Source organism: Pseudomonas syringae pv. cilantro, assembly GCF_001293775.1.
Classification (GTDB): domain Bacteria; phylum Pseudomonadota; class Gammaproteobacteria; order Pseudomonadales; family Pseudomonadaceae; genus Aquipseudomonas; species Aquipseudomonas syringae_P.
The window spans coordinates 1-519 of sequence record NZ_LGLN01000054.1 but is presented as its reverse complement, the minus strand read 5'-3'; the positions used below and the strand labels follow the sequence as shown (position 1 = coordinate 519).

The 519-nt window shown below is 51.1% G+C and carries 1 protein-coding gene; it reads left to right on the top strand.

All coding sequences use genetic code 11. The annotated features are described in order from the left end of the window. Positions 1–200 precede the first annotated feature (200 nt). A partial coding sequence (locus ABJ99_RS13655) for a DUF3275 family protein (protein WP_122235248.1) occupies positions 201–519 on the top strand: 319 nt, incomplete at its 3' end.

Genomic DNA, 519 nt, shown 5'->3' with positions numbered 1-519 from the left:
GGGCGTCATTGGCTCGAACTGAGACTTCATCGCATTGATGCAGTGCACGGCAATTCGTATCTGTGTATTTCGCTGAGAGATGAACAGCCACTCTACCTTTTCTGATCCAGTTTGCAACTTGCTACCACTAACAAGCCCGAGTATTCGGGCTTTTTTTCGGGGGCCAACTATGCGGCCAGCCCGATAATCCGGAGTAGTTCATGATTACCCTGCCCGGCTATTTGGCCATACGTACCATCAGCGGCCGTAACGGCGAATTCAATGTTGGGCGACTTTCGACGTCCATAGGCGAGTTCGTCATCAAGGACGCACTGCTCGATCAGCATCACGAAGGTAAATATCGAGGTGATTTCGTTATCACTGAAATTCGCCCTTCCTACTACACAAACGGCGGCAGATTAGTGGTCGAAATCCGCGCCAGGCTGGACAGCATGTCATTGGAGGATGTGGCCAATCTGAGCGCAGATGAGGCTGAGAGGCTGTCCAACAATGAAACAGACCCAATAGACGAAGAGGTTT